At 67.3% G+C, this 20,050-nt stretch carries 17 protein-coding genes; 15 read left to right on the top strand and 2 right to left on the bottom strand.

Annotation, left to right across the window (positions count from 1 at the left end; all coding sequences use genetic code 11):
* Window positions 1–119 precede the first annotated feature (119 nt).
* The 14 genes from V6V88_RS04635 (at window position 120) to V6V88_RS04570 (ending at window position 17,637) form a co-directional block, all read left to right on the top strand.
* Entirely contained in the window at window positions 120–2,366 is a 2,247-nt protein-coding gene (locus V6V88_RS04635) for an indolepyruvate ferredoxin oxidoreductase subunit alpha (RefSeq protein ID WP_062840336.1), read from the top strand.
* A 13-nt stretch (window positions 2,367–2,379) separates the two neighbouring features.
* Window positions 2,380–3,924, top strand: coding sequence for an indolepyruvate oxidoreductase subunit beta family protein (locus V6V88_RS04630; protein WP_062840335.1), 1,545 nt, complete (start codon window positions 2,380–2,382; stop codon window positions 3,922–3,924).
* Between the two features lie 27 nt (window positions 3,925–3,951).
* On the top strand, window positions 3,952–4,929 hold the full coding sequence (locus V6V88_RS04625; protein ID WP_338618143.1) for a PDR/VanB family oxidoreductase: 978 nt from the start codon (window positions 3,952–3,954) through the stop codon (window positions 4,927–4,929).
* Between the two features lie 20 nt (window positions 4,930–4,949).
* Complete coding sequence (locus V6V88_RS04620; RefSeq protein WP_338618142.1) at window positions 4,950–6,269, top strand: aromatic ring-hydroxylating dioxygenase subunit alpha; 1,320 nt, start codon at window positions 4,950–4,952, stop codon at window positions 6,267–6,269.
* The gene (locus tag V6V88_RS04615; protein WP_056321109.1) at window positions 6,266–6,757 is read left to right on the top strand and encodes an aromatic-ring-hydroxylating dioxygenase subunit beta; all 492 of its coding nucleotides are present in this window, start codon (window positions 6,266–6,268) and stop codon (window positions 6,755–6,757) included. The genes V6V88_RS04620 and V6V88_RS04615 overlap by 4 nt, the downstream gene beginning before the upstream one ends.
* 9 nt (window positions 6,758–6,766) lie before the next feature.
* Window positions 6,767–8,407, top strand: a complete 1,641-nt coding sequence (locus V6V88_RS04610; protein WP_062840332.1) for an AMP-binding protein — start codon at window positions 6,767–6,769, stop codon at window positions 8,405–8,407.
* A complete protein-coding gene (locus tag V6V88_RS04605; RefSeq protein WP_338618141.1) occupies window positions 8,404–9,573 on the top strand; it encodes a thiolase family protein in 1,170 nt (389 codons plus the stop codon). The genes V6V88_RS04610 and V6V88_RS04605 overlap by 4 nt, the downstream gene beginning before the upstream one ends.
* Entirely contained in the window at window positions 9,570–10,817 is a 1,248-nt protein-coding gene (locus tag V6V88_RS04600) for an SDR family NAD(P)-dependent oxidoreductase (protein WP_338618140.1), read from the top strand. Before V6V88_RS04605 ends, V6V88_RS04600 begins: the two co-directional genes overlap by 4 nt.
* A gap of 206 nt (window positions 10,818–11,023) precedes the next feature.
* The gene (locus tag V6V88_RS04595) at window positions 11,024–11,809 is read left to right on the top strand and encodes a cyclase family protein (RefSeq protein ID WP_223574382.1); all 786 of its coding nucleotides are present in this window, start codon (window positions 11,024–11,026) and stop codon (window positions 11,807–11,809) included.
* 38 nt (window positions 11,810–11,847) lie between these two features.
* A complete protein-coding gene (locus tag V6V88_RS04590; protein WP_338618137.1) occupies window positions 11,848–12,576 on the top strand; it encodes an SDR family oxidoreductase in 729 nt (242 codons plus the stop codon).
* 162 nt (window positions 12,577–12,738) lie between these two features.
* Window positions 12,739–13,893, top strand: coding sequence for an ABC transporter substrate-binding protein (locus tag V6V88_RS04585; protein ID WP_179691028.1), 1,155 nt, complete (start codon window positions 12,739–12,741; stop codon window positions 13,891–13,893).
* A 164-nt stretch (window positions 13,894–14,057) separates the two neighbouring features.
* Complete coding sequence (locus V6V88_RS04580) at window positions 14,058–15,098, top strand: branched-chain amino acid ABC transporter permease (protein WP_056321092.1); 1,041 nt, start codon at window positions 14,058–14,060, stop codon at window positions 15,096–15,098.
* Window positions 15,095–16,891, top strand: a complete 1,797-nt coding sequence (locus V6V88_RS04575; protein WP_338618134.1) for a branched-chain amino acid ABC transporter ATP-binding protein/permease — start codon at window positions 15,095–15,097, stop codon at window positions 16,889–16,891. The genes V6V88_RS04580 and V6V88_RS04575 overlap by 4 nt, the downstream gene beginning before the upstream one ends.
* Window positions 16,888–17,637, top strand: a complete 750-nt coding sequence (locus V6V88_RS04570) for an ABC transporter ATP-binding protein (RefSeq protein ID WP_223574377.1) — start codon at window positions 16,888–16,890, stop codon at window positions 17,635–17,637. Before V6V88_RS04575 ends, V6V88_RS04570 begins: the two co-directional genes overlap by 4 nt.
* Here V6V88_RS04570 and V6V88_RS04565 read toward each other — a convergent pair.
* Complete coding sequence (locus tag V6V88_RS04565; RefSeq protein WP_056321085.1) at window positions 17,602–18,537, bottom strand: glycosyltransferase family A protein; 936 nt, start codon at window positions 18,535–18,537, stop codon at window positions 17,602–17,604. The two genes, V6V88_RS04570 and V6V88_RS04565, sit on opposite strands and share 36 nt — an antisense overlap.
* 222 nt (window positions 18,538–18,759) lie before the next feature.
* Here V6V88_RS04565 and V6V88_RS04560 point away from each other — a divergent pair, with 222 nt between their 5' ends.
* Window positions 18,760–19,725 (top strand): LysR family transcriptional regulator, encoded by a 966-nt coding sequence (locus V6V88_RS04560; RefSeq protein ID WP_056321082.1) that lies wholly within the window; start codon window positions 18,760–18,762, stop codon window positions 19,723–19,725.
* Between the two features lie 98 nt (window positions 19,726–19,823).
* Here the strand turns inward: V6V88_RS04560 and V6V88_RS04555 are convergent, their stop codons facing one another.
* Entirely contained in the window at window positions 19,824–19,952 is a 129-nt protein-coding gene (locus tag V6V88_RS04555; protein ID WP_006226408.1) for a hypothetical protein, read from the bottom strand.
* Window positions 19,953–20,050 lie beyond the last annotated feature (98 nt).

Below are 20,050 nucleotides of genomic sequence, written 5' to 3'. Positions count from 1 at the left end.
TTTATTGACAGCTAAAACGTTGACTCCTAAAGTATTTTTCAGGCGATGTTTTCGTGGCAGGACGATGCTGCACGGCAGCACGGATTAAGGACCCGCCCGGGTCCGCGTAAGGGATCCAGATGGCGGAAAGATCTTTCAAAAAAGAAGTCCAGCAGCTGCGCATCGGCGCGGGCGAGGAATTTCGCGGCGAAGGGATTCTTGCCGTCACGAAGGCGCTGCTTCAATCGGGCGTGGGCTACGTCGCCGGCTATCAGGGTTCGCCGATCTCGCATCTGATGGATGTGCTGGCCGACGCCAACGACATCCTGCAGGAACTGGGCGTGCACTTCGAAGCCAGCGCCTCGGAAGCCACGGCCGCGGCCACGCTGGCGGCCTCCGTCATGTACCCCATCCGCGGCGCCGTCACCTGGAAATCCACGGTGGGCACCAACGTCGCGTCCGACGCGCTGGCCAACCTGGCGTCGGGCGGCGTCACGGGCGGCGCGCTGGTCATCGTGGGCGAAGACTACGGCGAAGGCTCGTCGATCATGCAGGAACGCTCGCACGCGTTCGCCATGAAGTCGCAGATCTGGCTGCTGGACCCGCGCCCGAATCTGGAGAGCATGGTCAAGGCAGTGGAAGACGGCTTTGCGCTGTCCGAAGCCAGCAAGACGCCCGTGATGCTGCAACTGCGCATCCGCGGCTGCCACGTGCACGGGCGCTTCATCGCCAAGGAAAACAAGCGCCCGGCCTTCAGCCTGGCCGAGGCGCTGGAAAGCCCGGCGCGCGACACCAGCCGCATCGTGCTGCCGCCGGCGTCGTTCCTGCACGAACAGGAAAAGATCAAGGAGCGCTGGCCCGCGGCCATCCGCTACATCAAGGAACACCAGCTCAACGAACTCTTCGACGGCGAGCAGGACGATATCGGACTGATCCTGCAGGGCGGCCTGTACAACGGCGTGATTCGCGCGCTGCAGCTCCTGGGCCTGGCGGACAACTTCGGCAACAGCCGCATCCCGCTGTACGTCATGAACGTGACCTACCCCGTCATCGAGGACGAGGTCATCGACTTCTGCCGGGGCAAGCGCGCCGTGCTGCTGCTGGAGGAAGGCCAGCCCGACTACATCGAGCAGAACTTGCACGCGGTACTGCGCCGCGCGGGTGTGAGCACGCAGTTGTCCGGCAAGGACGTGCTGCCGATGGCAGGCGAATACACCACCCAGGTCATGCGCGACGGCCTGCGCGAGTTCCTCAAGCGCAACCGGCCGGAATCGCTGCAGACGCATCCGGCGGTGGCGGCGGATGGCCAGGCGCAAGCCCCGGCTGAACCGCAGGCGGAACCTGCCGCGATCTCGATCACCGAAATCTCGCGGCCCAAACCCGCGCGCCCCGCCGAGCAGCCCATCACCTTCCACAAGCACGTCGAAGGGCTGGCCGCCGTGGTGCCGCCGCGGCCCGCCGGCTTCTGTACGGGCTGTCCGGAGCGGCCGATCTTTTCCGCGCTGACGCTGGCGCAGGAAACGCTGGGCCAGCACCATATCTCGTGCGACATCGGCTGCCACCTGTTTTCCATCCTGCCGCCGTTCAACCTGGGCGCCACGACGATGGGCTACGGGCTGGGCGCCTCCAGCGCTGCCGCGTTCAACGTGCCGGCCGCCAAGCGGCCCATCTCCATCATGGGCGACGGCGGCTTCTGGCATAACGGGCTGGCGTCCGGCATCGGCAACGCGGTGTTCAACAAGTACGACGGCGTCATCGTCATCGTCGACAACTTCTACGCCTCGGCCACCGGCGGGCAGGACATCCTGTCCTCGCGCGCCGACAACCCCGACCGCTCGACCAACAACCCGATCGACCAGGCCGTGCGCGGCGTGGGCGTGAAGTGGGTGCGCACGCTGGACCGGACCTACGACGTCGCCAAGGTGCGCGCCACCATCGAAGAGGCGCTGACCACCGACATCAAGGGTCCCAAGGTCATCATCGCGCAGTCCGAATGCATGCTGAACAAGCAGCGGCGCGTGAAGCCGCTCTTCAACAAGGCGGTCAAGGAAGGCAAGCGCGTCGTGAAGGAACGCTTTGGCGTGGACCCGGATGTCTGCACGGGCGACCACGCCTGTATCCGGCTGTCCGGCTGCCCGTCGCTGACGGTCAAGGACAGCGGCGACCCGCTCAAGGAAGATCCGGTCGCGCACGTGGAAAGCAGCTGCGTGGGCTGCGGCAACTGTGGCGAGGTCGCGCATGCGGCCGTGCTGTGCCCGTCGTTCTACCGCGCCGACATCATCCACAACCCGACCGGCGCCGACCGCTTCGTGGCGCGCCTGCGCGGCGCGGTGATCGGCTTTCTGCAACGGCGCCGCGCGGCGCGCCTGGCGCACGACGCCCTTTGAGGAACCCAGCACCATGAACGCGGCGGTGATGCAACAAGGCAACCCCATCAAGATCGCCATCCTGGCCATGGGCGGCCAGGGCGGCGGCGTGCTGGCCGACTGGATCGTCGACATGGCCGAGCACGCAGGCTGGTGGGCGCAGACGACCTCGGTGCCGGGCGTGGCGCAGCGCACCGGCGCCACGATCTACTACCTGGAGCTGCTGCCTGAGGCCGACGTGCAGCGCGCGGGCCGCCAGCCGGCCCTGGCGCTGATGCCCACGCCGGGCGACGTGGACCTGGTGGTTGCCGCCGAATTGATGGAAGGCGGCCGCGCCATCCAGCGCGGTCTCGTGACGCCCGAACGCACGGTCCTGATCGCGTCGTCGCACCGCAGCTTTGCAGTCAGCGAAAAGTCCGCGCCCGGCAACGGGATCGCGGACCCGAACAAGGTGCTGGAAGCGGGACGCGCCGCCGCGCGCCGCTTCCTGTGCTTCGACCTGCAGGATCTGGCCGACCGCGCCGGCAGCGTCATCAGCGCCAGCCTCTTTGGCGCGGTGGCCGGCAGCGGCGCCCTGCCCTTTACCCGCGACGACTTCGAGGCCACCGTGCGGCGCGCGGGGCTGGGCGTGGACGCGAGCCTGCGGGCGTTTGCGCTGGGCTTCGAGTCGGCCGACAAGGCGCCGGACGCGCCCGCCGCCATCGACCTCGCGCGTCCCGTTCCGCCCGTGCCCGAGCGCGCCGCCAGCCCGCGCGCGCAGGCCTTGCTGGACGCCATCCGGCGCGACTTTCCGGCCTGTGCGCAGCCCATGCTGACCGCGGGCGTGCGCCGACAGATCGAGTTCCAGGACCTGGCCTACGCCGAAGACTACCTGCGCCGCATGAAGGCGATCCGCGACCTGGACGCGCAGCACGGCGGCGACGCCCGCCAATGGGCGCTGACCTGTGCCGCCGCGCGCTACGTGGCCACGGCCATGGCATACGACGACGTGATCCGCGTGGCGGACCTGAAGACGCGCGGCACGCGCTTTGACCGCGTGCGTTCGGAAGTCGGCGCGCGCCCCGGACAGCTCGTGGACACCACCGAATTCATGCACCCCCGGCTGGAAGAGATCTGCGGCACCCTGCCGGTGCGGCTGGGCCGCTGGCTGGAGGGCTCCAAGGCCTTCGGCGGCTTCGTGGAGCGCAGGCTCGGCAAGGGCCGCCGCCTGCGCAGCGGCACGCTGGGCGGCTTCCTGATGCTGTACACGCTGGCCGGCATGCGGCGCTTCCGGCGCGGCACGCTGCGCCACCAGATCGAGGCCGAATCGCTGGAAACGTGGCTGGCGCTGGTGGCCCGGCTGGCGCCGCGCGACTACGCGCTGGCGGTCGAGACCGTCAACTGCCGCCGCCTGGTCAAGGGCTACAGCGATACCCATGTGCGCGGCGGCGGCAAGTACCGGCAGCTCATCGCGGCGGCGGACCAGCTGGCCGGCCGTCCCGATGCCGCCGACGCGCTGCGCGCGCTGCGCGACACGGCGCTTGCCAACGTGAAGTGCGAGCCCATGGAACGCCAGATTGCGGAAAAACTGGCCGCCTGAGGCCGCCAACAGAAAGAGACAGACATCGTGCAGACACTCAAACTGATCGTCCGGGAAGTCCGGCAGGAATCGCCGCTGATCCGCTCGTTCCGGCTGGCGCGCGAAGACGGCGGCGCGCTGCCCGCCTTCGGCCCCGGCGCGCACCTGAAGGTGACGATCCCCAGACTGCGCGACGCGCGCTGCTATTCGCTGGTGCAGCTGGCGCCCGAGGCGGGACGCTTTGCCGAACCCGCCGAGTACCGTCTGGGCGTGCGGCTGGAAGAAACCAGCCAGGGCGGATCGCGCCACATGCACGCGCTGGCGGAGGGCGACGTGCTGACCGTGGAAGGCCCGAAGAACGACTTTCCGCTGCACGAATCGCCTGCCGGCGACGAGCCGGTCATTCTGATTGCGGGCGGCATCGGCATCACGCCGATTGCGTCCATGGCCGCCGCGCTCAAGTCCGCCGGCCGCGCGTTCCATCTGCATTACTGCGGCCGCAGCAAGGATCAGCTTGCCTTCCTGCCCGAGCTGCAGGCGCTGGCGGGCGGCGACCTGACGCTGCACGCCGACGACGATCCCGCGAGCCGGTTCGACCTGCAGGCGCTGCTGGCGTCGGCCACGCCGCGCCAGCACCTGTACGTCTGTGGCCCCAAGGGGCTGATCGACGCCGTCATCCAGGGCGCGCACGCGCGCCACTGGCCCGACGCCCACATCCATTTCGAGCTTTTCGCGACGGCCGCGCCCCAGGTCGGCGACCAGGCCTTCGAGGTCGAACTGCGCCAGTCCGGCCGCGTGCTGACGATTCCCGCCGACAAGACCATCGTCGAGGTCATGGAGGAAGAAGGCTGCGATCCGATGGTCGACTGCAAGCGCGGCGAATGCGGCGTGTGCCAGGCCACCGTGCTGGAAGGCGAGCCCGACCACCGCGACTATTACCTTTCCGACACCGAGAAGGCGAGCGGCAAGATCATCCAGATCTGCATCTCGCGCGCCAAGTCCGCGCGCCTGGTGCTGGACCTGTAGTCCCCGACAAGGAAGCGACCATGGGCAAATACCGCGACAATCCCGACGCCATCCGCGCGCTGCTCCGCGACACCGAGGTGCACAAGGACCTTTTCATCGACCAGGAACTGTTCGACCTGGAAATGGAACGCCTGTACGCCAACACCTGGGTCTATGTCGGCCATGACAGCCAGGTGCCCAACCCGGGCGACTACATCACCACCACCGTGGGCAACCAGCCGGTGGTGATGGTCCGCCACAGCGACAAAAGCGTGCGCGTGCTGCACAACCGCTGCCCGCACAAGGGCACCATGGTCGCGGGCGAGGCCTGCGGCAACACGGGCAAGTTCTTTCGCTGCCCTTATCACGCCTGGACGTTCAAGACGGATGGCAGCCTGCTGTCGATCCCGCTGAAAAAAGGCTACGAGAACACCGGCCTGGAAAACTGCGAAGCCAGCCAGGGCATGGCGGCCGTGAAAGACGTGAGCAACCATCGCGGCTTCGTCTTCTGCCGGCTGAACGCCGAGGGCCAGTCGTTCGAGGAATTCTTCGGCGATTCGCTTTCGACGCTGGACAACATGGTCGACCGCTCGCCCGAAGGCCGCCTTGAGGTCGCCGGCGGCGTGCTGCGCTACATGCACCGCTGCAACTGGAAGATGCTGGTCGACAACCAGACCGACACCTGCCATCCGATGGTCGCGCACGAATCCTCGGCGGGCACGGCGGTCAAGGTCTGGGAACAGGCGCCCGAAGGCACGCCCAAGCCGATGGCGGTCGAGCTGTTCGCGCCGTTCATTTCGCCCTACGAGTTCTTCGAGAACATGGGCATCCGCGTCTGGGAAAACGGACACGGGCACACCGGCGTTTCCGACTCCATCCACGCGTCGTATTCCGGCATTCCGGGGTATTGGGATTCGATGGTGCAGGCCTACGGCGAAGACCGCGCCAAGGCGATCCTGGGCGACGTGCGCCACAACACGGTGTACTTCCCCAACATCATGGTCAAGGGGCCGATCCAGACGCTGCGGATCTTCAAGCCGATCGCCGCCGACCGCACGCTGGTGGAGTCCTGGACGTTTCGCCTGGTGGGCGCGCCGGACCTGCTGCTGGAGCGCACGCTCATGTACAACCGGCTCATCAACGCGCCGACGTCCGTGGTGGGCCACGACGACCTGGAAATGTACGAACGCGCCCAGGACGGCCTGCACTCGCGCGCACGCGACTGGGTCAACGTGGGACGGCTCTACGCGCCCGGCGAAGCGGACCAGAAGAACGTCGTCACCAATGGCACCAACGAATGGCAGATGCGCAACCAGTACCGCGCATGGGGCCGCTACATGACCGGATCGGAGTCGGTATGAGCGCAAGCGACCGCGAGTTGATCGATTTTGTCTACGCCGAGGCGCGCATGCTGGACGAGCTGCGCTTCGAGGAATGGCTGAACCTGTACACGGACGACGGCTATTACTGGATGCCGCTGGCGCATGGACAGACCGATGCGAAGCTGCACGCCTCGCTGATGTACGAGGACAAGCTGCTGCTGCGCGTGCGCGTCGAGCGGCTGGCGGGCCAGCGCACGTTCTCGCAGCAGCCCAAGAGCCGCTGCCATCACCTGCTGCAGGCGCCCACGGTCGAGCATGACCATCCCGAATCGGCGCCTGCCGAAGGGCGGCACGTGGTGCGCACCGCGTTCCATTACGTCGAAACGCGGCAGGACACGCAGACCCTTTTTGCGGGCTGGGCCACGCATCACCTGGTGGAACAGGACGGCGCGCTGCGCATCCGCCTGAAACGCGTGGACCTCGTCAACTGCGACGCGGCCTTCGGCAACATCCAACTGTTCATGTAGGAGCGAACCGTGACCGCCACCGTCCACCAGGCCTTTGCCGACACCGCATCCCGCCACGGCGGCCAGCCGTTCCTGTGCATCCTGCCCGAAACGGCGGACGCCTATGGCATCGAGGCCGGCGAACTGACCTACGGCAAGGCGGCCGACGCCATCGAGACGCTGCGCGCCGCGTATGAGAAGGCGGGCTATGGCCACGGCCACCGCGCCGGCCTGCTGCTGGAAAACCGGCCCGCGTTCTTCCTGCACTGGTTTGCGCTGAATGCGCTGGGCGTGTCCGTCGTGCCGATCAATCCGGACCTGCGCGCCGCCGAACTGGAGTATCTGGCCGGCCATTCCGAGATCGCGCTGGCGGTCGCGCTGCCGGGACGCCACGCGGACCTGCTGGCGGCAGCGGACCGGGCGGGCCGGGAACTGCGCGTGATGGGCCCGGACGACGCGCCGCCTGCCGCGCCCTTCGCCGCGCCCCTGCAAGGCACGCCGCCTTCCGAACTGACCGAGTGCGCGCTGCTCTACACGTCCGGCACCACCGGCCGGCCCAAGGGCTGCATCCTGCCCAACCGCTATTTCCTGCATGCGGGCGGCTGGTACGCCCGCATCGGCGGCCTGGCCGCGCTGCGGCCCGGCCAGGAACGCATGCTGACGCCGCTGCCGCTGGTGCACATGAACGCCATGGCCTATTCCGCGATGGCGATGGTGCTGACGGGCGGCTGCCTGATCCCGCTGGATCGCTTTCACCCGCGCTCGTGGTGGGACAGCGTGCGCGAATCGCGCGCCACCGTGCTGCACTACCTGGGCGTCATGCCCGCCATCCTGATGAAGGCCGAGCCTTCCCCGCAGGACCTGCAGCCGGCCATCCGCTTCGGCTTTGGCGCGGGCGTGGACCGCAAGCTGCATGCCCCCTTCGAGGCGCGCTTCGGCTTTCCGCTGCTAGAGGCCTGGGCCATGACCGAGACCGGCGCGGGCGCCGTCATCATCGCCAACCAGGAACCGCGCCACGTCGGCACCAGCAGCTTCGGCAGCGAGGAAGCTGACGTCGAGGTGCGCATCGTGACCGACGCGGGCGAACCGGCCGCCATCGGCGAACCGGGCGAGCTGCTGGTGCGCCATGCCGGGGAGGATCCGCGCTATGGCTTTTTTGCCGGCTATCTGAAGGACGAGGCCGCCACCAACGAAGCCTGGGAAGGCGGCTGGTTCCACACGGGCGACATCGTGCGCCGCGAGGCCGACGGCGCCCTGCGCTTTGTCGACCGCAAGAAGAACGTCATCCGCCGCAGCGGCGAGAACATCTCGGCTGTGGAAGTGGAAAGCGTGCTGATGCAGCATCCGCTGGTGAAGGCCGTGGCGGTGGCCGCCGTGCCGGACGCCGTGCGCGGCGACGAGGTGTTGGCCTGCGTTGTGCCGGAGACGCTGCCCGCCGATGCGGACGTCATGGCCGAAGCCGCGCGCAGCATCGTGCAATGGTCGCTGTCGCAGTTGGCGTATTACAAGGCGCCCGGGTATGTCGCGTTCGTGGACAGCCTGCCGCTCACCACCACCAACAAGATCCAGCGCGGCGAAATGAAGGCGCTGGCGCCCACCCTGCCGGGCACGGCGCGCTGCGTGGACACCTGCCACATGAAGAAGCGCCCGGCCGAGGGGACGCGCCCATGAGTCGCCTGGGCTACGACGGCGTCGTGGCGGCCCTGCCCGTCACCATTCCCTATGAACGCTATTCCACGCACGCCGCGCACTGGTGGCTGGGACGCGCGCTGGGCGCGCTGATCCGGCAATCCGGGCTGGCCAAGACCGAGGTCGACGGCCTGTGCGTGTCCAGCTTCACGCTGGCGCCGGACACGGCGGTCGGCCTGGTCCAGCACCTGGGCATGACGCCGCGCTGGCTCGATCACATCCCGATGGGCGGGGCGAGCGGCGTGGCCGCGCTGCGCCGCGCCGCGCGCGCCGTGCAGGCGGGCGATGCCGACGTCGTGGCCTGCCTGGCCGGCGACACCAACCACGTGGACTCGTTTCGCAACACGGTCAGCCAGTTCTCGCGCTTTGCGCAGGACGCCGTCTACCCGTACGGCGCCGGCGGCCCGAATGCGAGCTTTGCGCTGCTGACCGCCAACTACATGCGCCAGACCGGCGCCACGCGCGAGGACTTCGGCAAGCTCTGCGTGGCGCAACGCGACAACGCCCTGCGCTATCCGCACGCGCTGATGAAAAAGCCGCTGACGCTCGCCCAATACCTGGACGCGCGCGTCATCACCGAACCGATCCACCTGTTCGATTGCGTCATGCCGTGCGCGGGCGCCGATGCGTTCCTGGTCATGCGAGAGGACCGGGCGCGCGCGCTGAACCTGCCGTATGCGCGCATCCTGTCCACCATCGAGCGCCACAACGCGTGGATCGACGATCCCATCCAGACCCGGGGCGGCTGGACGCTGGACATCGATGAACTGTATGGGCAGGCCAATGCCGGCCCCGCGGACATGGACTTCCTGCAGGCCTATGACGACTATCCCGTCATCAACCTGATGCAGATGGAAGACCTGGGGTTCTGCAAGAAAGGCGCCGCGCCGCAGTTCGTGCGGGACAACACCTTCACCATGGACGGCAGCTTTCCATTCAACACCAACGGCGGCCAGCTGTCGGTGGGCCAGGCCGGCGCGGCCGGCGGCTACCTGGGCATGGTCGAGGCGCTGCGCCAGTTGACGGGCACGGCCGGCGGCACGCAGGTGCGCGAGGCGCGCATGGGGCTGGTCAGCGGCTTTGGCATGATCAATTACGACCGCGGGCTGTGCACCGCCGCGGCCATCCTGGCAAGGAGCGACGCATGACCGAGCCGCTGGCCAAGCCGCCGCGCAAGAACCCCGTCGCCCGGACCCGGCAGCCCACGCTGCCGCCCGGCTCGCGCAGCCGCGCCGCGCTGGGCCTGACCGCCGCCGCCGCCGAGGGGCGTTTCGATCTGCAGACGTGCGCGGAATGCGGCACGGTGCAGTACCCGCCGCGCGAGGTGTGCGGCCATTGCCTGTCCGAGCACTTGCCCTGGCGGCCCGCCGACCCGAACGGCGTGCTGCTCGTCAGCACGACGCTGCATCACAGCAACGACCTGTACTTCCGCGAACGCCTGCCGTGGCGCGTGGGCACGGTGCGGATGGACGCCGGTCCCTCCGTCGTGGCGCACGTCCACCAGGACTGCGCCGACGGCGCGCGCGTGCGCCTGGCCCTCAAACTGGACCGCAGCGGCCAGGCCGTGATGATCGCCCTGCCCGAAAGGAATACGCCGAACATGGAAGACGACAAGACACTGCGCGAGACCTCGTGCGATCCGAAATTCCGCCGCGCGCTGGTCACCGACGGCAAGTCGGCCGTGGGCCAGGCCGTGTCGCGTGCGCTGCTCGATGCGGGCAGCCCGCTGGTCTTCCTGGGCGATCCGCAGGCGTGGCGGCGCGACGCCGCGTTCGACGCCCTGGCGGCGGACCCGCGCGTGCAGGCCGTGACGCTGGACGTGACCGACACCGATTCCGTGGAGCGCGTGGCCGCGTCCATCGGCGGCAAGGTCGAGATCCTGGTCAACACGGCCGACCTGGAGCGCGAGGGCGGGCTGCTGAGCCGCAAGGACGTGAACACCGCGCGCGATGCCATGGACGTCAATGTGCTGGGGCTGATGCGGCTGGCGCAGAGCTTCGGCCCCGCGCTGTGCGGCCGCGCCGCCGACGGCGTGAACAGCGCCGCCGCGTGGGTCAACGTGCTGTCGATCTACGCGCACATGAACCTGCCGGCGCGCGGCATGTGGTCGGCATCCAAGGCCGCCGCGCTGTCGCTGGCGCAATGCCTGCGCGCGGAAATGCGCGGCGCGGGCGTGCGGGTGGTGAACGTGTTTCCCGGCCCCGTCGACCACGAATGGGAACAACGCACCCCGCCCCCGCGTGTTGCGCCAGCGGCCATCGCCGCCGCCATCGTGCGCGCGCTGAAGGATGGCATCGAAGACGTGTACGTGGGCGACGTGGCGCAGGAATTCCGGGCGCGGCTGGCCGAGAACCCGAAGGGGCTGGAACGGGAGCTGGGCGCGGGCGGCTGACCGCTGGATAACGCTGTGCAGAAGAACCCGGTGTCTGACACCCTGGGGAGACAGCCGGCAACTTGGCACGGCGTCTCAACGGGTGTCAGACACCTACGCAGCAGCAACGCAAAGGGTGTCAGACACCTACGCAGCAGCAACGGGTGTCAGACACCTACGAAGCAAAGGGTGTCCAACACCCGCAGGAACCAACAGGAGAGCGCATCGTGAGTCAACCTATCCTTGCCCAGTTCATGACCGAGCTGGTCTCCGGGCGCATCCGCCTGGTGGACCTGACCGAAACGCTGACGCCGGAGTTTCCGACCATCGTGCTGCCGCCGGAATTCGGGCAGGCGTGGCCGTTCCGGATCGAGGAAATCTCGCGCTACGACGAGCGCGGTCCGGCCTGGTACTGGAACAACTTCTCGTGCTCGGAGCACACCGGCACGCACTTCGATGCGCCCGCGCACTGGGTCACGGGGAAGGACCAGCCGGACAACACGGTGGACACCATTCCCATCGACGCCTTCATCGCCAGCGCCTGCGTGATCGATTGTTCCGCCCAGGCGGCCGGCAACCCGGACTTCCTCCTGACCATCGACTTCGTCAAGAAATGGGAAGAACAGCACGGCCGCATCCCCGCGCGGTCCTGGGTGCTGATGCGCACCGACTGGTCCAAGCGCGCCAAGCCCGCCGAATACCTGAACATGCAGGCGGACGGCGCGCATTCGCCCGGCCCGGATGCAGAGGTCGTGCCCTGGCTGATCAAGGAACGCGACGTGCACGGGTTCGGCACCGAATCGGTGGGCACGGATGCCGGACAAGCCCAGCATCTGGATCCGCCCTATCCCTGCCACTACTACATGCACGGCAACAACCGCTACGGCTTGCAGTGCCTGACCAACCTGGACCAGTTGCCGGCCACCGGCGCGGTGATCTTCTCGGCGCCGCTCAAGATCCGCAGCGGCTCGGGCAGCCCGCTGCGCGTGCTGGCGCTGGCGCCCACGGCCTGACGCCGTCCCGCCCACACCAATAATCAAAGGGGGAAACCATGACGCAAACCCATGTGGCCATCGTGACCGGCGGCAGCGCCGGCATCGGCGCGGAAATCTGCCGCAGCATGCTCGACGCGGGCTACGAGGTGATCTCGATGGCGCGCCGCGCGGCGGATTTCTCGCATCCTCGGCTGCACAACGTGCAGGTGGACCTGCTGGACGCCGCCGCCACCGCGCAGGCGGGCGCCGAGGTCGCCGCGAAGTTTCCGGTCAGCCACGTTATCCACAACGCCGGCGTGATCTGGCCGAACCTGCTGCCGCAGGTCACGCAGGAAGAACTGCATGGCTTGACGCAGATCCACCTGGGCGCGGCGATCAGCCTGGTACAGGCGGCCCTGCCCGGCATGCAGAAACGCAAGTTCGGCCGCATCGTGATGATGTCCTCGCGCGGCGCGCTTGGCCTGCCCACGCGCACCGCCTACTCGGCCACCAAGGCCGGCATGATCGGCATGGCGCGCACCTGGTCGCTGGAACTGGCGCCTTACGGCATCACGGTCAACGTGGTGGCGCCCGGCCCCATCCAGACCGACATGTTCTACGAGGTGATCGAAGCCGGCAGCGAACGCGAACGGCAGCTTGCCGAGGGCATCCCCGTCAAGCGGCTGGGCCGTTCGGACGACGTGGCGCGCGCCGTCATGTTCTTTGCCGATCCCGCCAACAGCTTCGTGACCGGCCAGACGCTGTTCGTCTGCGGCGGCGCTAGCGTCAGCTCAATCACCATCTGACCGTCGCTTCGGGTTTTGACGGATAGGTAAGCACCGGGACCCGGGTCTACAGTGCTGATCCTTGAAGGTAAGAAACTTTAAGCAACAAGTATTCCCGCAGTTCCCGTTTTCTCCGCTTTCCAGCCGCACTCCCACTCTGCTCCCTACCCCGGAGGTTTTGCCATGCTGTCGAAGAAACTCCCCCTGGCCGCTGCCGCCGCTGCCGTCGCCGCCCTGTTCGCCCTGCCCGCCCTGGCCCAAGTCAAGGTCGGCGTGGTCACCTCGTCCACCGGCCCCACCGCGCTGGTCGGGATTCCGCAAAAGAACACGGTGCCGCTGCTGCCCAAGAAGATCGGCGACCTGACCGTGGAATACATCTCGCTGGATGACGCCAGCGACTCGACCAACTCGGTCACGGCCTTCAAGAAACTGATCACGGAGCAGAACGTGGACGCGCTGATCGGCCCGTCGGGTTCGCCCAACGCCATGGGCGTGATCCAGTTCGCCGCCGAGGCCGGCGTGCCGATGCTGGCGCCGGTGGGCACCGCCGCGGTGGTGCTGCCGATGAACGATCAGAAGAAGTGGGTGTTCAAGACCACGCAGAACGACGACATCATCGCGCGCGCGCTGGTGGACCACATGGCCAAGACCGGCATCAAGACCGTCGGCTTCATCGGCCTGAACGACCCGTATGGCGAGAACTGGTACAAGGTTTTCTCGGGACTGGCCGCGGAAAAGGGCATCAAGATCACCGCCAACGAACGCTACCTGCGCTTTGACAGCTCGGTCACGGGTCAGGCGCTGAAGATCCTGGCCGCCAAGCCGGACGCCGTGCTGGTGGCCGCGCCGGGCGCCGCCAGCGTCCTGCCCCAGACGACGCTGTTCGACCAGGGCTACAAGGGCAAGTTCTACCAGACCCACGGCGCCGCGCTGCCCGACTTCCTGAAGCTGGGCGGCAAGAAGGTCGAAGGCACCGTGCTGGCCGCCAGCCTGATGCTGGTGCTGCCCGAAATGCCGGACAGCAATCCGTCCAAGAAGGTCGCCGCCGACTACATCGCCGCCTACGAGAAGCTCAACGGCTCCAAGCCCGCCACCTTCGGCGCCAACGTCTACGACGCCGGCCTGCTGCTGGAAAAGGCCGTGCCGATCGCCGAGAAGGCCGGCAAGCCGGGCACCAAGGAGTTCCGCAGCGCGCTGCGCGATGCGCTGGAGCAGACCAAGGAGCTGGTCGGCACGCAAGGCGTCTACAACATGAGCGCGGCCGACCACAGCGGTTTTGACGAACGCGGCCGCGAGCTCATCACCGTCAAAGACGGCAACTGGACCCTGGTCAAGTAAAAGGATTTCCCCCCACGCTCACATGCACTGTGGGGCGGCGCCAGGAAGCAGTATCTGTGCGTCCCATCGGGATGCCGCGGATCCGGCTCCGCCGGTCCGCAGGCATGCCCCTGGGGGAAAGCGCGCAGCGCTTCGGGGGGGAAATCAGCTTTTCGGAATTTCGCATGAATGCTCAGATTGCCTTGATACTCGGGCAGGACGGCATCACCAATGGCGCCATCTACGCGCTCTTGGCGTTGTCCATCCTGCTCGTCTTCACCGTCACCCGCGTCCTGTTCATCCCGCAGGGCGAGTTCGTCGCCTTCGGCGCGCTCACCATGGCCGCCATGCAGGCCGGCAAGCCCATCCTGCTGGTGTGGCTGCTGCTCGCGTTCGCGCTGGCCGAGACCGCCGCCGACCTGATGGCGCGCCGCAAACGGCCCGCCCGGCGCGGCGCCCATTGGCGCATGGCGGCCAAGGTGATCTATCCGCTGGCGCTCGCGCTGCTGCTGTACCGCCTGCCGCTGGCGCAGTTGCCGATGGCCGTTCAGGCGCTTCTGACGTTGCTGCTGCTGGTGCCGATGGGACCGCAGCTCTATCGCCTGTTCTATCAGCCGATCGCGTCGGCCTCGACGCTGGTGCTGCTGATTGTGTCCATCGCGGTCCACCTGGCGCTAGTCGGCCTGGGGCTGCTGGCCTTCGGCGCGGAAGGCGCGCGCACGGCGCCCTTCAGCGACGCCAGCCTGACACTGGGTCCGGTCAACGTGAACAGCCAGGCGCTGTGGGTCGTGGCGGTGTCGGTGGTGCTGATCGTCGTGCTGTACCAGTTCTTTGAACGCTCGATGTACGGCAAGGCGCTGCGCGCCGCGGCGTTCAACCGGATCGGCGCTCGCCTGATGGGCATCTCGCCCGTGTTCGCGGGCAAGGCCACATTCTTTCTGGCGGCGCTGATCGGCACCGTGTCCGGCATTCTCATCGCGCCGATCACGACCATGTATTTCGATTCAGGCTTCATGGTCAGCCTGAAGGGCTTCGTCGGCGCCATCATCGGCGGGCTGGTGAGCTACCCGCTGGCCGCGGCGGGCGCCGTGCTGGTGGGCCTGATCGAAGCGTTCTCGTCGTTCTGGGCCAGCGCCTACAAGGAGATCATCGTGTTCACGCTGATCATCCCCGTGCTGCTCTGGCGTTCACTCAACAGCCATCACGTCGAGGAAGAAGACGAATGACCCCGCGCCACATCCTCCTCGCCTTCCTGGCCCTGCTGGCGCTCGGCCCCCTGGTGCTGCCGCCTTTCTACGTGACGCTGCTGAACTACATCGGCCTGTATGCGCTGGTGGCGCTGGGCCTGGTGCTGCTGACCGGTGTCGGCGGCCTGACCAGCTTCGGGCAGGCCGCCTTCGTGGGCGTGGGCGCCTACACGACGGCGCTCCTGACCACCCGCGCGGACACGCTGCCGTCGTGGCTGGGCTGGCTGGGCACGTCGCCCTGGCTCACGCTGCTGGCCGGCCTGGCGCTGACGCTGGCGCTTGCGTACCTGCTGGGCGCCATCACGCTGAAGCTGTCCGGCCACTTCCTGCCGCTGGGCACCATCGCCTGGGGCCTGTCGCTGTATTTCGTGTTCGGTTCCGTCGAAGGTCTGGGCGGCCACACCGGCATCCCCGACATTCCGGCCATCAGCCTGTTCGGCTGGACGCTCAACCAGGGCGGCAACATCTACTACCTGATCTGGGCCTTCCTGCTGGTCGCCATCTGGTCCACGCAGAATCTCCTGGACTCGCGCGAAGGCCGCGCGATCCGCGCGCTCAAGGGCGGACGCGTGATGGCCGAATCGATGGGCGTGGACACGGCGCGCTCGCGCATGGTGATCTTCGTCATCGCGGCCTTGCAGGCCTGCGCGTCGGGCTGGCTGTACGCGCACATGCAGCGCTTCGTGAACCCCAATCCCTTCGGCCTGCAGATGGGTATCGAGTACCTGTTCATGACCGTCATCGGCGGCGCCGGGCAGGTGTGGGGCGCGCTTGTGGGCGCGGGCGTCTTCACGGTGCTCAAGCAATGGCTGCAGGACCTCTTGCCCAAGGTGCTGGGCCAGACCGGCAACTTCGAGGTGATCGTCTTCGGCTTCGGCATGGTGCTGCTGCTGCACCGCGCCCGCAGCGGCCTGTGGCCCGTGCTGACGCGCTGGGTGCCGGTCAAGCGCAAGCCGCGCACGGTCGACATGACGGCCGAGCCGCTGCCCCGGCGCACCATGCCGCCGCGCGGCGAGGTGGTGCTCAAAGCCGTGGACGTGACCCGCAAGTTTGGCGGCCTGGTGGCCAACAACGCCATGAACCTGGAGATCCGGGCGGGCGAAGTGCTGGCGCTGATCGGCCCCAACGGCGCGGGCAAAAGCACGATGTTCAACCAGATATCCGGCGTGGACACGCCGACCTCGGGACAGGTCACGCTGCTGGGCCAGCCGGTAGCCGGCGTGGGCGCGCGCAAGATCGCGCGCCTGGGGCTGTCGCGCACCTTCCAGCATGTGCGGCTGCTGGGCCGCATGAGCGTGCTGGAAAACGTGGCCATCGGCGCGCACCTGCGCGGGCATCGCGGCGTGTTGCCGGCTGCCTGGCGGCTGGACCGTCCGGAGGAAACCCGTCTGCTGGCCGAGGCCGCGCGCCAGGTCGAGCGCGTGGGACTGGGCAAGCATCTGCACGACGAGGCCGGCTCGCTGGCGCTGGGTCAGCAGCGCATCCTGGAAATCGCGCGCGCCCTGGCCTCGGACCCGTGCATCCTGCTGCTGGACGAACCTGCGGCGGGCCTGCGCTACCAGGAAAAATGCGAGCTGGCCGAATTGCTGAAACGCCTGCGCGCCGAGGGCATGGCCATCCTGCTCGTCGAACACGACATGGATTTCGTGATGGGCCTGGTGGATCGCGTGGTGGTCATGGACTTTGGCGAGAAGATCGCCGAAGGCCTGCCGGCCGAGATCCAGCAGAATCCCGCAGTGCTTGAAGCCTATCTGGGCGGAGTGGAAGAATGAGCGCGAAACTGCTGCAAGTGCGCGACCTGCGCGTGGCCTACGACAAGGTGGAAGCGGTCTCGGGCGTCAGCCTGGAAGTGGGCGAAGGCCAGATCGTCACCGTCATCGGTCCCAACGGCGCGGGCAAGACCACGCTGCTGTCGGCCATCATGGGCGTGCTGCCGTCGCAGGGCGGCATCGTCTTTGGCGGCAAGACGCAAGCGCACGCCGAGATCGAGGAAATGGTCGCCGCCGGCATGAACCTGGTGCCGGAAAAGCGCGAGCTCTTTGCCGAGATGACGGTCGAGGACAACCTGATGCTGGGCGCTTTCGACCGCTACCGCCGCGGCCTGCGCGACCAGGACCAGACGCTGGCCGAGGTCTATGACCTGTTTCCCCGGCTGCGCGAACGGCGGGCCCAGCTGGCCGGCACGCTGTCCGGCGGCGAGCGCCAGATGCTGGCGGTGGGACGCGCGCTGATGGCCAAGCCCCGCCTGTTGATGCTGGACGAACCCAGCCTGGGGCTTGCGCCGCGCATCGTGCGCGAGGTCTTTCGCATCGTGGCGCGGCTGCGCGAGATGGGCGTGTCCATCCTGCTGATCGAACAGAACGCGCGCGCCGCGCTGCAGGTGGCCGATTACGCCTACGTGCTGGAAACCGGCGCCGTCACGCTGGAAGGCCCCGCGGCCGACGTGGCGCAGGATCCGCGCGTGGTGGAGGTCTATCTGGGATTAGGCCACGCCGCGCCGCCGGTCGCGGCGGTATAGCGCGTAGCCCAGCGGGTACATGACGGCCACGAGGAACGTCGCGACCGGATGGGTAAGGCGGTAAGCCTGGACGGCCGTGGGCACGCCTGAATGTTTCAGGTGCAGCCTGAAGCGCGTGTAGCGCGCCGCGGCCATCATGAATTCCCGCGGACGGTAGCGGAAGAATTCCAGGTGATGCTGCAGCATGTCCCAGGCCAGCAGATACAGGCCCTGGGCGTTGTTCGCCACCGATACCGCCCCCTGGCTCAGCCCGCCGGGCGTGTCGTGATACGTGCGCACGACGCGGTTGATGAAGCGGCTTAGATAGCCGGCGCGGGCGACGGCCCACCACACCAGGCTTTCGGGCACGAAGCCCGCCACGTCCTCGGGAAACGGATACTTGCGCAGGATGTCGGTGCGCATACAGCCGAATTTCTCGCCCTTGATGCGATAGCGGAAATACACGTCCACCGCCGTGCTGTCGAAGACATCCTGCGGATAGCGGTCGCCCACGATGCTGCCGTCGGGCCGCGCGCACAGGCCGGTGATGGCGAAGTACGAGTCGCGGCGCGCGGGCGGAATGGCGTTCCAGGCTTCATGGAAGATGGCCAGCGCGTCGGGGGGCATTTCGTCGTCGCTGTCCAGGCCCACGATCATCTGGCCGCGCGCCTCGCGCACGCCACGGTTGAAGGCGGTTTTCTTGTGCTGGTTGTTCTGCCAGACATAGCGGATCGGAAAATCCGCCAGCGACTGCCAGTGCAGGATGGACTCGTGCGTGTTGTCGGTGGAGCCATCGTCCACGACGACCCATTCGAAATCCCGGAATGTCTGCCGGCAGAGCGATTCGTACACGCGGTGCAGGGTCCCTGCCCGGTTGTAGGTCGGCGTCAGAACAGTGAAAAAAATCGGTGTATCGGTCATGCCTGCTGTGCCCCTTGCGATCTTCCAGAAACCGCTGCGGTCTTGGTTCTTATGATTTCGCCTGAAGTGTAGGGGATATGCCTGCGCCAACCGATGGCACGTCTTTGGAATTTGCAATCAAATCTGACAAACCGTGCGGTTTTTTTGATGACGCGCCCGGCCGCGGCCGTTGGGGCGCGCAGCGGACTGGCGTAAACTCGGGCGGCCCAATTCGGAACGCCTATGGAAGCCTCGCCCGTCCAGCTCAATGACATCGCCTTGTTCGTCGAGGTGGCCAAGCGCAAGAGCTTCAGCCAGGCGGCGCGCGCGCTGGACATGCCCACCTCCACGCTTTCCCGCCGGATCAACGAACTGGAGCGCGCGATTGGCCTGCGGCTCATCAACCGCAACACGCGCCGGCTCGATCTGACGGATGCGGGCGCGGCCTACATGCGCCGTTGCCAAGGCCTCATCGACGAAGCCCGTCTGGCGCACGAGCAGCTGCTCTCGCTGTCGGGCGGCCCGTCGGGCAATCTGCGCGTGTCCATGCCCTATAGCCTGGCCATCTGGCTGCTGCCCGAGACCATCAGCGATTTCACCGATCGCTATCCCGACGTGGAGTGCGAGTTCGACCTGAGCATGATGACGGCGTCGGATGCGCAGGGCACGCCATTCGACGTGGTGCTGCGGTTTGGCCGCGAGGCCGACTACCCGGGCGCCTCCGCCGGGAACGGCAATGGCAACGGCACGCCGCATCGCGCCATCGAAGGCGCCGTGGTGCAGGAGCTGGTGTCGCTGGAAACGCACCTGTATGCGTCCGACCGCTATATTGAACGTCATGGCACGCCGCAGACGCCGGCCGACCTGTCGCAGCATCAATGCCTGCGCACGACGATCGACGAGGAGCACTCGTACTGGACGTTGAACAACGGCGCGATCTCGCAGCGCGTCGCGGTCACGGGTCACCTGGCCGCCAACAACATGAGCATCGCCGGCACGCTGGCCGGCCTGGACCTGGCCATCACGCGGATGCCGCACTGCCATGCCCTGGAGCCCATCATCCAGCGCAATTCACTGCGGCGGGTGCTGCCCGGCTGGTCGGTGGATCCGATCTCCATCTACGTGGTCTACCCGTCCAGCATTCAGCCGGCCAAGACCCGCGCATTCATGGATTTCATCCGTCCCAAGCTCGGCCCCCCGCAAGGCTGACGCGCCGCAGACGAAAAAAAACCGCAAGGCTCGCGCCCTGCGGTTTTTTTTTGATCGGGCCCGGCAGGTTTTGACGACCGCCGAGCCAGACGCGTCATTTAGACGCGCTTGATCTTTTCCAGCATCTTGAACACACCCTTGGGCGACTTGACGAACAAGCGCTTGAAAGCCTTGCCCAGGCAACGGCGTTCCAGGGTGTTACGACGCACGCGTTTGCGTTCAGCCATGTTGATTTCTCCTGTTGAATTCGCGGAAATTGGCCCGCACAACCGGAAATCGGGCTGGCGGAAAAAAATTTGGATAACTTGGCATTTTAGCCTGAAAT

The organism is Achromobacter sp. E1 (assembly GCF_037039475.1).
GTDB lineage: Bacteria > Pseudomonadota > Gammaproteobacteria > Burkholderiales > Burkholderiaceae_B > Achromobacter > Achromobacter mucicolens.
This window is presented reverse-complemented; position numbering and strand designations above follow the sequence as displayed.